12 protein-coding genes and 3 pseudogenes are annotated in these 13,051 nt (G+C 66.7%); 11 read left to right on the top strand and 4 right to left on the bottom strand.

What is annotated here, in order from left to right:
* Nucleotides 1-107 precede the first annotated feature (107 nt).
* Nucleotides 108-1,250 carry a mycothiol synthase gene (gene mshD, locus E3T29_RS13655; RefSeq protein WP_134346112.1) on the bottom strand — a complete coding sequence of 381 codons (1,143 nt, stop codon included), beginning with the start codon at nucleotides 1,248-1,250 and terminating at the stop codon, nucleotides 108-110.
* Nucleotides 1,219-1,911 (bottom strand): response regulator transcription factor, encoded by a 693-nt coding sequence (locus tag E3T29_RS13650; protein WP_134346110.1) that lies wholly within the window; start codon nucleotides 1,909-1,911, stop codon nucleotides 1,219-1,221. The genes mshD and E3T29_RS13650 overlap by 32 nt, the downstream gene beginning before the upstream one ends.
* A 72-nt stretch (nucleotides 1,912-1,983) precedes the next feature.
* Here E3T29_RS13650 and E3T29_RS13645 point away from each other — a divergent pair, with 72 nt between their 5' ends.
* From E3T29_RS13645 to E3T29_RS13630, 5 genes and pseudogenes are all read left to right on the top strand, one after another.
* Complete coding sequence (locus E3T29_RS13645; RefSeq protein WP_134346108.1) at nucleotides 1,984-2,235, top strand: hypothetical protein; 252 nt, start codon at nucleotides 1,984-1,986, stop codon at nucleotides 2,233-2,235.
* A gap of 143 nt (nucleotides 2,236-2,378) precedes the next feature.
* Nucleotides 2,379-2,573: pseudogene (locus tag E3T29_RS20760) on the top strand (FABP family protein); the annotation flags it as partial.
* A gap of 282 nt (nucleotides 2,574-2,855) precedes the next feature.
* Nucleotides 2,856-3,248, top strand: a pseudogene (locus E3T29_RS20755) (FABP family protein); the annotation flags it as partial.
* A gap of 183 nt (nucleotides 3,249-3,431) precedes the next feature.
* Nucleotides 3,432-4,712: a folate-binding protein YgfZ gene (locus tag E3T29_RS13635; RefSeq protein WP_134346104.1), complete on the top strand. Its 1,281-nt coding sequence runs from the start codon at nucleotides 3,432-3,434 to the stop codon at nucleotides 4,710-4,712.
* A gap of 299 nt (nucleotides 4,713-5,011) precedes the next feature.
* On the top strand, nucleotides 5,012-5,764 hold the full coding sequence (locus E3T29_RS13630; RefSeq protein WP_092341827.1) for a phosphoglyceromutase: 753 nt from the start codon (nucleotides 5,012-5,014) through the stop codon (nucleotides 5,762-5,764).
* A gap of 256 nt (nucleotides 5,765-6,020) precedes the next feature.
* Here E3T29_RS13630 and phoU read toward each other — a convergent pair whose 3' ends face one another.
* Nucleotides 6,021-6,677: a phosphate signaling complex protein PhoU gene (gene phoU / locus E3T29_RS13625; RefSeq protein WP_134346102.1), complete on the bottom strand. Its 657-nt coding sequence runs from the start codon at nucleotides 6,675-6,677 to the stop codon at nucleotides 6,021-6,023.
* Between the two features lie 160 nt (nucleotides 6,678-6,837).
* On the opposite strand from phoU, the gene E3T29_RS13620 reads away from it, so the two are divergent.
* Together E3T29_RS13620 and E3T29_RS13615 are read left to right on the top strand one after the other, a co-directional pair.
* On the top strand, nucleotides 6,838-8,019 hold the full coding sequence (locus E3T29_RS13620; RefSeq protein WP_092341829.1) for a cell wall metabolism sensor histidine kinase WalK: 1,182 nt from the start codon (nucleotides 6,838-6,840) through the stop codon (nucleotides 8,017-8,019).
* Complete coding sequence (locus E3T29_RS13615; RefSeq protein WP_092341830.1) at nucleotides 8,016-8,699, top strand: response regulator transcription factor; 684 nt, start codon at nucleotides 8,016-8,018, stop codon at nucleotides 8,697-8,699. Before E3T29_RS13620 ends, E3T29_RS13615 begins: the two co-directional genes overlap by 4 nt.
* Before the next feature lie 59 nt (nucleotides 8,700-8,758).
* Here the strand turns inward: E3T29_RS13615 and E3T29_RS13610 are convergent, their stop codons facing one another.
* Nucleotides 8,759-9,286, bottom strand: a complete 528-nt coding sequence (locus tag E3T29_RS13610; RefSeq protein WP_134346100.1) for a hypothetical protein — start codon at nucleotides 9,284-9,286, stop codon at nucleotides 8,759-8,761.
* Between the two features lie 178 nt (nucleotides 9,287-9,464).
* Here E3T29_RS13610 and E3T29_RS13605 point away from each other — a divergent pair, with 178 nt between their 5' ends.
* The 4 genes and pseudogenes from E3T29_RS13605 to E3T29_RS20325 form a co-directional block, all read left to right on the top strand.
* On the top strand, nucleotides 9,465-9,947 hold the full coding sequence (locus E3T29_RS13605) for a CarD family transcriptional regulator (protein WP_092341832.1): 483 nt from the start codon (nucleotides 9,465-9,467) through the stop codon (nucleotides 9,945-9,947).
* An 83-nt stretch (nucleotides 9,948-10,030) separates the two neighbouring features.
* Nucleotides 10,031-11,344 carry a 2-C-methyl-D-erythritol 4-phosphate cytidylyltransferase gene (ispD, locus tag E3T29_RS13600; protein ID WP_134346098.1) on the top strand — a complete coding sequence of 438 codons (1,314 nt, stop codon included), beginning with the start codon at nucleotides 10,031-10,033 and terminating at the stop codon, nucleotides 11,342-11,344.
* Nucleotides 11,341-12,756, top strand: a complete 1,416-nt coding sequence (cysS, locus tag E3T29_RS13595) for a cysteine--tRNA ligase (RefSeq protein ID WP_134346096.1) — start codon at nucleotides 11,341-11,343, stop codon at nucleotides 12,754-12,756. Before ispD ends, cysS begins: the two co-directional genes overlap by 4 nt.
* Nucleotides 12,756-13,051: pseudogene (locus E3T29_RS20325) on the top strand (hypothetical protein); the annotation flags it as partial. The gene cysS and the pseudogene E3T29_RS20325, both read left to right, overlap by 1 nt.

The raw sequence follows: 13,051 nt of genomic DNA, 5'->3' as shown, positions 1-13,051 counted from the left end.
CGTCGCGACGAACCGGGTGAACGTCACGCGAAATTATGCCGGGGCCGTTGACTTTGCGGGGTGTCGGGTGCCTGGCGTTACGTCGCGCGGCGTCAGTCGGTGGTGACTCAGCCGGCGAGGCGGCGGTACTGCACGTCGACCGTGTGGTCGGTGAAGCCGAGCGCCCGATACAGGTGCACCGGGCCGAGGCTGTCGGCCTCGACGTAGAGCGCGGCGGTCGTGCAACCGGCGTCAGCCAGGCGCTGCAGGCCGGCCTGCATGAGCACCCGGCCGAGCCCGCGGCCAGCGGCATCCGGATGCACCCCCACCACGTAAATTTCGCCGATCGCCCCGTCAACCTTGAGCCAGTTGTAGCCGATCATGCGGCCGTCGGCGTCGCGCAGAACCAGAAAGTCGTCGGCATCGAACCAGTCCTCGGCCTGCCGCGCGGCCAGGTCGGCCTCGGTGATCGCGCCCTGCTCCGGGTGGCTCGTGAACACCAACGCGTTGAGCGCGACCCATTCGGAGTCGTCGACTCCCACCCGAAATCCCGAAATACTCGCATCGCCCAAAACGGATGCCCCCGCCCCGCTCGCCGGCGCAGCCTCAGCTTCGCCCGCCACCTCGGCTTCCGGCGCGGCGTCAGATGCGCCTGCGCCGGCTTCAGGCGCGGCGTCAGCCGAAAAGAGTGGCTTGCGCAATTCCAGCAGTGTGCGGGCGGCGACGAACCGCAGTTCGATCGCGAGGGCGCGAGCAGCCGGATGATCGCCGTGCGACCAGGCGGTCAGCCCGTTGGGCTCGGTCGCTGCGAGTTCGCGAAAGGCCGTTCGGCCAAACCCGCGTCGCCGATATTCCGGGCTGATCACCAGGTCAATCTCCCCGCGTCCGCCCAGCGCTGCTCCCACGACGATCGTCGCCGCGGCGCCGACGCGACCGTCTCCGCTGGTCGAGCCCGTCGAGGCCGGCAATCCGGGTACGTGACCTGTCTCGAATTCGCGGCCGTCGCCGCTCTCCGAGACCTCGTCTCCGAGAGCGTCGCTGGTCGAGCCCGTCGAGGCCGCCATACCGGGCACCTGACCTGTCTCGAATTCGCGGCCGGCAACGCGCACCAAATAGGCGGTCCGAAGACCAGCCTGCAGGTCATACAGCGCCTGTTCGTTGAACGGCGCGTACCCGTCGAAGGCAAGCGCCTCCGCGGCGACCCGGCGAAAGGTAGCCAGGCCAGCGGCATCCGCTGTACTAAGCGCGAACAGAATTTGGAACCCGCTCATCGTTCTCTTCGTGCACGTTGAACCGGTAGCCGACGTTGCGCACGGTGCCGATGAGCGACTCCTGGTCGCCGAGCTTGGCGCGCAGGCGCCGCACGTGCACGTCGACCGTGCGGGTGCCGCCGAAATAGTCGTAGCCCCAGACCTCGCTCAGCAGCTGTTCGCGGGTGAACACCCGTGACGGATGCGCCGCTAGAAACCGCAGCAGCTCGAACTCCTTATAGGTGAGGTCGAGCGGTTTGCCGTGCACCTTTGCCGAATAGCTCGCCTCGTCGATGACGACGCCGGCGGCGCGAATCGTGTTCGACGGCGAGGTTTGGGCGAGGCGGCCTGCGGTCAGGCGGATGCGGGCATCCGCTTCGGCCGGGCCGGCCGTGTCGAGGATGACGTCGTCGACGCCCCAATCGGGGCTGACGGCGGCGAGGCCGCCCTCGGTGATCACGAGCAGCAGGGGAGTGGAGCTGCCCATCGTGCGCAGTATCTGGCAGAGCGACTTGGCCGCGGCCAGATTGGTGCGGGCGTCGACCAGAATGAGGTCAGAGTCGGGCGCGTTGATGAGCTGGTCCGCTTGGGCGGGAATCAGCCGTGTGCTGTGCGACAGCAACGCCAGGGCGGGGAGTACATCATTGTTGGCCGCCGAGGTCAGGATCAACAACTGCGCCACTCGCGCCCTCCAAGTATCTCGAATTTCATACTAGCGTGCCATGGAACGCGGGCGGTCGGGCACAATAGAGACGTGAGCTGGCACTGGAAAACGATCGCGACCGTGTGGGTATTGGCGATTGTGGGCGCTGTGCTCACCGCGATTCTCGCCACGCCCGCCTCAGCGATCGGCTGGATCGGCCTCACCCTCGCACTCTGCACACTCGTCACGCTGGGCCTGCAGATCGCCACCGGCACCAAAGAGGGCTACGTCAAACGGGTCACCACGAGCATCACCGGGGCCATCGTCATTCTCGTGGTGGCGACAATCGTCGTCTCGCTCTGATGCGCTCCCACTAGACTCGCAGCATGGATCTGTTAGCGCTAGAACTTTTCTTCCTGGGCCTCCTGGGGCTCGCCAGCTTGTCGATCGCCTGGGTGTCCGGCATGGTTGTTTACAAGCTGTACCGGGGGCAGCGGTAAGTACGTATGTTTGACCTTCCGGTCGGTTTGCCGTCCGAACTTGTTCCGCTCTCCTGGTTGATCGGAGTCTGGGAAGGCTCCGGCGTGCTCGAATACAAAATCGGCGAGGAGTCGGTCAGCCGCACCTTCGGCCACCGCATCAGCTTCAGCCATGACGGCCTGCCGCACCTGAACTACAGCTCCTACACCTGGCTCGAGCCCGTTTCTTCGCAAGCGGATGCCGCCGCTCGCGCCGCCGCGTCTGTAACGGAGGCCGCAGTGCTCGGCACGGACACCGCCCGCTCTGAAACGGATGCCGCCGCATCCGCTGGAACGCACGCGTCCTCCGAACCGGACGCTATCTCCCGCGCCACGGATGCGTCGCGCGAGGGAACGCCCGCCGCCGCCTCGTCTGAAACGCCCGCGTCCTCCGAAGCGGGCGCGGCGGCATCCGCTGAAACGCGCGCCGTGAACTTGCCGCCCGAGCTGATGTCGGACGAAAGAACCCCGCTGGTCACCGAAACCGGATACTGGCGGCTCAGTCGCCATCAGGGCGACGGCGACCCCGGACCCGGCATGCTACCCGGCACCGGGGAACGTCCATTCACCTCGGCTGCGGCCGTGGAAACGTTGCGCAACCGTGACGGTGGCTTCGACATCGAGGTCACCCTCGTGCACCCCGGCGGCGTCGCAGAGCTCTACCTCGGGCAGGTCAAGGGTCCGCGCATCGACCTCGCAACGGATGCCGTGCTCCGCACCGCGGGCGCCAAACCCTACGCGGCCGCCACCCGCCTGTACGGACTCGTCGACAATCACCTGCTCTGGGCCTGGGACATCGCCGCCCTCGGCCAGGACCTCCGCACCCACGCCTCCGGCCGCCTGGCTCGCGTCCAGTAGCCCTCCCCTTTGTGGACGGGACCAGGCCCCGTCCACGGGCCCAGTTTATAAACTGGGCCCAGGGTCATAAGGTGGGCCCGTTCGCCCGAGCAGTCGCCCCACCCCGAATAAATCGCGCACCCGTACTGTTGATACGGATGGAACCCCCAGCCGCCGTCAACCCGGCCGGCAGAATTGAGCGACATGACAGACCCGGTAACAACCGTCTCCCCGCTGCTGACCCTGCCCGGTGCGGTGCAGTCCGAAGGAATCGACGCCGGCGTCGCCGCCCACTATGGCAACCCCATGATCGAGCAGCGCACCCTCGCTGCCGGCCGCGCCATCGTCGACCTCTCGCACCGCGGCGTGCTCTCCGTCGCCGGCCCCGACCGCCTCACCTGGCTCAACTCGATCGCCAGCCAGGAGCTGAAAGCCCTGAAACCCGGCGAATCCACCGAGATGCTGCTGCTCGACCCCAACGGACGCCTCGAATTCGCCATCCGCGTGCTCGACGACGGCGTCGAAACCTGGCTCCTCCTCGAAGCCGCCGAACTGCCCGCCCTGCACACCTTCCTCGACCGCATGAAGTTCATGCTGCGCGTTCAGGTCGTCGACCACACCCTCGCCTACGCCACCGTCGGCGCCATGACGGATGCCCCCGCCACCGTCGGCCTCGCCGCCGCCGCACCCAACGACGTGCCCCTGACCTGGCTGGACCCCTGGGCCTCCGTCACCCGCGGCGGCCACCAGTACGCCGAGACCCCCGTACATCCCGGAACCCTCTGGACCTACACCGAAACCCTCGTACCGCGCGCGAGCCTGCCGGCCCTGCGCGATGCCCTAGCCGCCGGCACCCTGACGGTAACGCCCGCCCTCGCCGCCGCGCCCGCCGAAACACCCGCGCTCGGCACGCCCGACTCCCGCACCGCGCCCGCCCGCGAGACCGACGCTTCAGCATCCGCGTCACCAGTGAAACCCGCCGGACTCCTCGCCCTCGAAGCCCTACGCATCGCCGCCTGGCGCCCGCGCCGGGCCCGCGAGGTCGATGAGAAGAGCATCCCACACGAGCTGGACTGGCTGCGTACCGCCGTGCACCTGAGCAAGGGCTGCTACCGCGGGCAAGAGACCGTGGCGAAGGTGCACAACCTCGGCCACCCGCCCCGCCGCCTCGTCATGCTGCACCTCGACGGCTCAGAGGGAGTGCTTCCCGCCCCGGGCGACCCCGTGCAGGCCGATCGCGTCCGGCCCGAGCAAGAAGCCGAGCGGGTCACCGTCGGCGCCATAACTTCGAGCGCGATCCACTACGAGCTCGGCCCGATCGCCCTCGCCGTGATCAAGCGCACCATTCCGGCCGCGTCGACGCTGTACGTCGAGTCCGAGGGAATCAGCATCTCGGCCGCCCAGGAAATCATCGTGCCGCAGTCCGCCGGATCCGTCGCCGACATCCCGCGCCTGCCCCGCCTCGGAGTGCGCACCGCGCACTAGCCCGCGGTCGCCTCAAATTCAGGCTACGGACTATATTTTCGCGGCCTCGGCTAGAGCTTGGCGCAGAGGGGTATCGGCGGCACCGTTCAAAACTGCGGAGATTCTCGTTCGCAGCCCCTGATGAAACATGGCAGATTGGGCCTGATCCCTCCGAAATCTCCGCAGTTTTGTCAGCCACCACGACAAGGGTGCTGCCGTGCGCGCAATCACGCGGGTGGCGGCATCCGTTGTGGCCGCACGTACTGCTGCAGCCAACGCCTGCCCGCACGAACACCGACCGCCCTCGATAGAGTGGGCACATGTCTGCCCCCTACACACTCGTCCTCCTCCGTCACGGCCAAAGCACCTGGAACCAGCAGAACCTGTTCACCGGCTGGGTGGACGTTCGCCTCAGCGAGCAAGGCGCCACCGAGGCCGCGCGCGCCGGCGTGCTGCTGAAGGACGCCGGCTTGCTGCCCGACGTGCTGCACACCAGCCTGCTGTCCCGCGCCATCCAGACCGCGAACCTCGCGCTCGAGGAAGCCGACCGCATGTGGATCCCCGTGAAGCGCTCCTGGCGCCTCAACGAACGCCACTACGGCGGGCTGCAGGGCCTCGACAAGGCCGCCACCCAGGCCAAGTTCGGCCAGGACCAGTTCATGCTGTGGCGCCGTTCCTACGACACCCCGCCGCCCGTGCTCGACGACTCCAGCGAATTCTCGCAGGCGCACGACGCCCGCTACGCCGGCCTCGGCCCCGACCTGCCCCGCACCGAATGCCTCAAAGACGTCGTCGAGCGGATGCTGCCCTACTGGCAGTCCGACATCGTTCCCGACCTGCAGGCGGGCAAGACCGTGCTGGTCACCGCGCACGGCAACTCGCTGCGGGCCCTGGTCAAGCACCTCGATGGAATCAGTGACGCGGACATCGCCGAGCTGAACATTCCCACCGGAATCCCGCTCGTCTACCAGCTCGGCGAAGACCTCATGCCGCTGGCGCCGGGGCAGTACCTCGACCCCGAGGCCGCAGCCGCCGGAGCGGCCGCAGTAGCAGCCCAAGGCAACAAGAAGTAGCCAGCATAGAAGGCCCCGGAGTAGAACCTCCGGGGCCTTTTGTGTGCCCGCAGGTCATGAGCGCGCCCGAAACTGGTGCGAGCTACGACCGTTACCGTAGCGGCCACCGATATCGAGCGCGGTCATGCGTGCCGCGCCGCCAGGGCGCGGGCACCCATATCGCGCGCCCTCACCCGTGCCGCAACCGGGCGAGAGCATCCGTTTCACGCGAAAGGCCCCGCGAACGGATGCTCCGGGGCCTCTCTCGTGCCAGAAATCAGACGTTGTCGTCCTGGTGCCAGGCCCCGGTGCCGAGGTACTGCACCTTCTTGGCGATGGACACCGCGTGGTCCGCGAAACGTTCGTGGTATCGGCTGGCCAGGGTCGCGTCGACGGTGTCGGCCGCGAGTCCCTTCCAGGTCTCGCCGAGCACGGCGTCGAACACGCTCAGGTGCAGGGCGTCGACCTTGTCATCCTCGTTGCGGATGGTGTCGGCGAGGTGCAGGTCCTGGTGGGTGAGCAGCTCGGTGAGCATGTTCGCGATGACCACGTCGAGGGCGCCCATCTCGGCGAAGGTGCTGCGCAGCCCCTTGGGGATGACCTTGTCGGGAAAACGGTACCGGGCCAGCTGGGCGATGTGGGTGGCGAGGTCGCCCATCCGCTCGAGGGAGGCGCTGATGCGCAAGGCGCTGACCACGATGCGCAGGTCGCGGGCGACCGGCTGCTGGCGCGCGAGAATGGTGATGGCGAGCTCGTCAAGCTCGACCGTGAGCTCGTCGATCTTCTCGTCTTCGGTGATGGCCTCTTCGGCCAAACCCACGTCGCTTTCGTTGAAAGCGCGAGTGGCCTTGTCCATGGAGATCGCGACGAGGCGCGAAATTTCCACGAGTCGCTGCTGAACTTCGGCGAGTTCTTGTTGAAATACATCGCGCATGGGGGTGTTCCTTCCTTGCCGCGCGAACACGCACGATCGGGTTTATGATGCCGAATTCAGGTTAACGGCAGGTGCCGCAGACTTGAACACTTTCTAAAGTACAGGCTCCCGCACACCCACGCTGCGAACGACGGCCGAAGACTGTCAGTAATCTGTAGAGATGGAATCGACGTGGCTGGTGTTGCTGTCGCTGGCACTCGGACTCGGTGTTGGCGCCGGGTTCGTGTCGCTCGTGCACGTCGCCGAGCGTCACGGTCGCCGCGCCTCTGAGGTAGTGAACCCAGCGGTACCGGACGGTATCGATCAGGTGCTCGACGCCCTCGAGACCGCCGGGGTCGTTCTCGACCCGTCGAACAACGTGATCAAGACCAGCCCGGGCGCCCTCACCCTCGGCCTGGTCTGGAACCAGCAGCTCGTGCACCCCGAACTGCTCGAACTGGCCCGCCGGGTACGGCTGACCGGCGAGCCGATCAGTGAAGACCTCGTGCTCTCCCGCGGCCCGTTCGGCGACGCGAGCATGCGCTTTCGGGTGCGCTTGGCCCGACTCGGCACACGCTACGTGCTGCTTCTGGCCGAGGACCGCACCGAAGCGTTTCGCCTCGACGAGGTGCGCCGCGACTTCGTGGCCAACATCAGCCACGAGCTGAAAACCCCCATCGCCTCCGTCGGGCTGCTCGCCGAGGCGCTCGACAAGGCAGCGGATGAACCGGAGCAGGTTCGCCGGTTCGCCAACCGGTTAACGACAGAGTCGGCCAGGCTCGGCCGCCTCACCCAGGAGATCATCGAACTCTCCAGGCTGCAGGCGCAGGACGCCCTCGCCGAACCGGAGATTCTCAAGGTCGACGACATCGTCGCCGCCGCGGTCGACCAAAGCCGGGTGGTCGCCGAGGCCGAGCGCATCACGATCGTCATCGGCAAGAAGTCCGGCGCCCTGGTCTTCGGTGATGAGGCCCTGCTCACCGTGGCCGTGCACAATCTGGTCGCGAACGCGGTGAACTATTCGCTCGAGGGGTCCCGGGTGGGCGTCGGCGTGCGCTTGCAGAAGGGCATCGTCGAGATCACCGTGACCGACCAGGGCGTCGGAATTGCCGAGGCCGACCTCGATCGGGTGTTTGAACGCTTTTTCCGAGTCGACCAGGCCCGGTCCCGGCACACCGGCGGTACCGGCCTCGGCCTGTCCATCGTCAAGCACGTCGTGCAGAACCACGGCGGCGACATTCGAGTCTGGTCGCAGCCCGGCAGCGGATCCACCTTCACCATTCGCCTTCCAGAGGCGGCGAAGCCCGTCGACACTATCCAACCGAAACGAGCCGTCCGTGCGGCGGCAGGAGACACACTATGACCCGCATCCTCTTGGTTGAAGACGAGAGCGCACTGAGCGAGCCGCTCAGCTTTCTGCTCGAGCGTGAGGGCTACGAGGTCGTCGTAGCCGAAGACGGCCCGAGCGCGATCAGCGAGTTCGACCAGAACGGCACCGACCTGATTCTGCTCGACCTGATGCTGCCCGGCATTCCGGGTACCGAGGTGTGCCGGGAGATTCGTACCCGGTCGACCGTGCCGATCATCATGCTCACGGCGAAGGATTCCGAAATTGACATCGTCGTCGGGCTCGAGCTCGGCGCCGACGATTATGTCACGAAGCCGTATTCCACCCGCGAACTGGTCGCCCGCATTCGCGCGGTGCTGCGACGGCACGAAGACCAGAGCACGGCCGATGTGGACACCATGCTCACGGCCGGCACGGTGCGCATGGACGTGGAGCGGCACGCCGTCACCGTCTCCGGCGAGCTCGTCAACATGCCGTTGAAGGAATTCGAACTGCTCGAATTTCTGCTGCGCAACGCCGGCCGGGTGCTTACCCGCGGCCAGCTCATCGATCGGGTCTGGGGCACCGACTACTTCGGTGACACCAAGACGCTCGACGTGCACATCAAACGCATCCGCTCGCGCATCGAAACTGCCCCCTCCGAACCGGTCATGCTCGTCACCGTTCGCGGGCTGGGCTACCGGTTCGAAGCGTAGCCCGGATACAGCTCAGGCCGCCGACCCGCAGGGGGGCGACGGCCTGAGCCAGAAGAACGTTACGCGGCGGGCGTGGCCGTCGGTGTTGGTGTTTCGGTGGGAGTCTCGGTCGGTGCGAGCGTGGGCATCAGGGTCGAATACTCGCCCTGGGTGCCAGAGAGAACGGGCAGCAGCAGTTCGATGCCGGTCTCTTCGCCGTACTGGAAGAACACCGGAAACAGCGAGCCGGGCTGGCTGTCCATGTTCTCCAGCACCACCGAGGGGGCGCCGTCGGTGCCGAACGTCACGGTGGTGTTCGCCTCGACTGGAATGTCCTGCGACACCGTGCCGGTGCTGGACTTGTACTGCACGAGCACCTGCTGCAGGGTGTCCGTCGGATTGACAACGGAGACGATGAGGTTGGCCAGTTCTCCGTCGGCGGAGACCAGCAGGGCGTTGCGAACGTGGATTTCGCCGACGTCTCCGCTCACGCCGTCACTCGCGTTGTACTTAATCGAGGTGGCCTGCGGTGCGAAAAATCCGCACGCGCTCGTGCCCAACAGAATGCCAGCCGCCAAGACGACGGATGCAGCGATGCGCGCTCTCACAAGACCTCCACTTACTGAAAAGCAGCGCGCGACAGTGGCCGACGCTGCAAAATTCTCTTTGTCACTAGCTTAGCGGCGTGTGTGAGCGCACGATTGTCGGCCGGTGCCTCGCGGGGGCGCGCGTACTGTAGCACCTCGAAGCTGTGGTATCTTAGTAGTTGCTGAAGGGATCACATCCATGCTGTTTCAGGTTGGCGAAACCGTCGTATATCCCCACCATGGTGCCGCGATGATCACCGAGGTGAAGACCCGCATCATCAAGGGTGAAGAGAAGCTGTACCTCAAGCTGAATGTCACCCAGGGCGATCTCACCATCGAAGTTCCCGCCGAAAACGTCGACCTCGTCGGCGTTCGCGATGTGATCGGCCAAGACGGCCTCGACAAGGTGTTCGAAGTGCTGCGCGCACCGTTCACCGAAGAGCCCACCAATTGGTCCCGCCGGTACAAGGCCAATCTCGAAAAGCTGGCCAGCGGCGATGTGATCAAGGTGTCAGAGGTCGTGCGCGACCTGTGGCGCCGCGACCAGGACCGCGGACTGTCGGCCGGCGAGAAGCGCATGCTGGCCAAGGCTCGCCAAATCCTGATCAGCGAGCTGGCCCTGGCCGAAAAGACCGACGAAGAGAAAGCGTCCACCGTTCTCGATGAGGTCCTTGCTTCCTGACTATTCTTTCGTGAGGGGCGGCGCCGTGAGGCGCCGCCTTTTGCATGTTCCCTCGCACTTCACCAGATAGATACCCTCCAGATATGACTGTTTCCACCGATTCGCCGGCAGAGCCCCTCCGTGGCGCTCGACCCGAACCCGCCTCCGCTGTCGCCGCGACGCCCACGGTCGCGGTCATTGTGGTCGCTGCCGGCAGTGGAACCCGCCTCGGCCACGCCGAAGCCAAAGCATTCGTGCTGCTGCATCTGCGCCCGCTGCTCGACCATGCCTTAGATTCCATTTTCGGCATGAACGAGCCGGTGCAGATCATCGTGGTCGCCCCCGTCGATCGGGTAGCGGATGCCCGCGCCATCGCCGTCCGCGCCGTCGCCCGCCACGAGGCGCCCACCGGGTCCGTGACCGTGGTCGCCGGGGGACGCACCCGTCAGGACTCCGTGGACCAGGGCATGAACGCCCTGCTGCCAAGCGTCGACGTGGTGCTCGTACACGACGCCGCCCGCGCACTCACCCCCGCCGCACTGTGCGACGAGGTCGTCGCCGCTGTGCGCGCCACCGGGCACGGCGTCATTCCGGGCCTGCCCGTGGTCGACACCATCAAGCGTGTCGCCGAATCCGGTGCCATTCTTGGAACCGTCGATCGGTCGGAACTTTCCGCAGTGCAGACCCCGCAAGGGTTTCCCCGCGCCATGCTCGAGGCCGCCCGCGCCTGGGCCGTGCAGAACGGCCGGTTCGAAGCGCTCACCGACGACGCAGCGCTCGTGGCCGACGCCGGGAATCCGGTGAACGTGATCGGGGGGCATCCGCTGGCCTTCAAGATCACGACGCCCGAAGACCTCGAGCGAGCCGATCTGATTCTGCAGGCTGCCGCCCCGCAGCCCACACTGCTTCCGCGAATCGGCACCGGCCTCGACGTGCACGCCTTCGCGGCCGACGACACGACGGAACTCTGGCTGGCCGGACTATATTGGCCGGGGGAGAGCGGACTCAGCGGACACAGCGACGGCGATGTCGCGGCCCACGCCATCTGCGATGCCCTTCTCGGAGCCGCCGGACTCGGCGACATTGGCAGCGTATTCGGCACGGCCGATCCGCGCTTCAGCGGTGCCCACGGCCACGTTTTTCTCGAGGAAACCGTGCGCCTGGTTGCGGCCGCCGGCTACCGGGTCGGCAACGTTTCGGTGCAGATCATCGGCAACCGCCCCAAGTTCTCACCGCGTCGGGCCGACGCCGAAACGCGACTCTCCGGCATCCTCTCTGCACCGGTCAATATCGCCGCGACCACCACGGATGCGCTCGGCTTCACCGGACGCGGGGAAGGTATCGCCGCGACGGCGACCGCGCTGCTCTACGCTGCCCCCGAGCCGGGTCAGACCCCTGACCTAAACTGGGAGGCGTGACCATGCAACTGTACGATTCGAAGGCGCAAGCCTTGCGCGACTTTGTCCCCCTCCAAGCGGGCCAGGTCTCGATGTACGTGTGTGGCCCCACCGTGCAATCCAGCCCGCACATCGGTCATCTGCGCAGCGCCTTGGTCTACGACCAGTTGCGTCGCTGGCTCAGCTACCGCGGCATGAATGTCACCTTCGTGCGCAACGTCACCGACATCGACGACAAGATCCTGATCAACGCGAAGGGCTCGAGCGAGCAGTGGTGGGCGCTCGCGTACCGCTACGAACTCGAGTTCACCGCCGGCTACCAGCGCCTCGGCATTCTCGCCCCCACCTACGAGCCTCGCGCGACGGCGAGCATCACCGAGATGCAGACCCTCATATCCACCCTGATCGAGCGCGGCCACGCGTATGCTGCCCCCGACGCGTCCGGCGACGTCTACTTCGACAGTGCCAGCTGGGCGGCCTATGGCGCGCTCACGCACCAGTCGCCCGGCAATATGGAAGCGGCAGCGGATCCCTCCCCGCGCGCCAAGCGCGACCCCCGCGACTTCGCCCTGTGGAAGGGCTCCAAGGTCGGCGAACCCGACTCCGCAGCCTGGTCGTCGCCGTGGGGCCACGGGCGTCCGGGCTGGCACATCGAGTGCTCGGCCATGGCCGCGCGCTACCTCGGCGACCACTTCGACATTCACGGCGGCGGACTGGATCTGCGGTTTCCGCACCACGAGAACGAACTGGCCCAATCGAACGCGGCCGGCAGCGACTTCGCGAACTACTGGGTGCACAACGGTCTGGTCAACGTGAACGGGCAGAAGATGAGCAAGTCGCTCGGCAACTCGGTGTTCGCGGCCGAACTGCTCGATCAGGCCCGCGCCATCGTCGTGCGCTACTTTCTGGGCGCTGCCCACTACCGATCCACCATCGACTACAACGAGGGCTCGCTGGCCGAGGCCGAAGCCGCCCTCGAACGGGTCGAAAGTTTTCTCGACCGCGCCGATCGTCGGCTGGCCGGAACCCGGTTCGCCGGCACCGGCGTCGAGGTCGTGCCCGATGATTTCGCCGCGGCGATGGACGACGACCTCGCCGTTCCGCAAGCGCTCGGCGTGCTGCACGACACCGTGCGCGCCGGTAACGCCGCGCTGGATGCCGAAGACCTTCACGCTGCGGCATCCGCTCGCAGTGAAGTACTCGCGATGAGCGAAGTGCTGGGAATCAACCCTTTGTCGCCCGGCTGGGCCGTGGCAACAGACGAACCGGCCATGGTGGCCCTGAGCGCGTTGGTCGAGCGACTGCTCGGCGACCGCAACGACGCCCGCGAAAACCGCGACTATGCGGCCGCAGACCGAATCCGGGACGAACTCGTCGCCGCCGGAATTACCATCGAAGACACCCCGTCGGGTGCCCATTGGAGCTTTGACTGATGAAGAATCTTGACCGCAAATCGCGCACTGGATCGGTGCGCAAGGGCAGCCGCGGAGCCCAGGTCGGCTCCGGCGGCCAGGGCCGTCAGGCGCTCGAGGGCAAAAAGCCCACCCCCAAGGCCGAAGACCGTCCGTACCACCCCGCCGGTAAGCGTAAAGCGGCCGCCGAGCGGTTTACTGCGGCCGGTGGCTTCAACTCGCGCCCCGCAGCGGATGCCTCCGCCAACCGTGGCGGCTCGCGCGGCGGCACCCCGGCTCGCGGCAGCGCCCCCCGCGGTGGCGCCCGCGGCGCCTC

Origin of the sequence: Cryobacterium sp. TMT1-66-1 (assembly GCF_004403435.1) — a bacterium.
Taxonomy (GTDB): Bacteria; Actinomycetota; Actinomycetes; order Actinomycetales; family Microbacteriaceae; genus Cryobacterium; species Cryobacterium flavum.
Note: the sequence above shows the minus strand (reverse complement) of the source record. Positions and strands in the feature narration are given on the sequence as shown.